At 73.1% G+C, this 476-nt stretch carries 1 pseudogene; it reads right to left on the bottom strand.

From position 1 onward, the window contains the following. A pseudogene (locus AB1L30_RS01005) lies at positions 1–476 on the bottom strand (hypothetical protein); the annotation flags it as partial.

The following is a 476-nucleotide window of genomic DNA, read 5'->3' as shown; positions in this document are numbered from 1 at the left end:
GCCGGGGGGCAGGGCGGCGTCGGTCGCCAGGAGCCCCTTGAACCAGGGGGCCTTGTCCGCGTCGTCGATGTAGACCGACGTGCTGCCGGCCGACCACTTGGCCAGGCCCCGGAACGCCTTCATGGTGCCCAGGGTGACGATGAAGGGGACGACGTTGAGCCTGGTGATCAGGGCGCCGTTGACCAGGCCGCAGAGGCCGCCGAGCAGGACCCCGGCGACCATCGCCACGGGCAACGGCACCGGCGGGACGGCCAGCGAATCGCCGCCGGCGAGGCGCCGGAGCAGGTCGCCGCCGAGGGCGCCGGGGAGCAATGGCACGGGCAGGTCGAAGCCGCCGACGAGCGAGGCGGCCAGCACGGTGACCAGGGCCACGGCCGAGCCGACCGACAGGTCGATCCCGCCGACGATCATGATGAGGGTCATCCCCAGGGCGGCCGTGCCGACGATGACCGACAGCACGGCGATCGTCCGCCAGT

This window comes from Bremerella sp. JC817 (assembly GCF_040718835.1).
In the GTDB taxonomy this organism is placed as follows: domain Bacteria; phylum Planctomycetota; class Planctomycetia; order Pirellulales; family Pirellulaceae; genus Bremerella.
The sequence above is the reverse complement of the archived record's forward strand: the minus strand, read 5'-3'. Positions and strand labels throughout refer to the sequence as shown.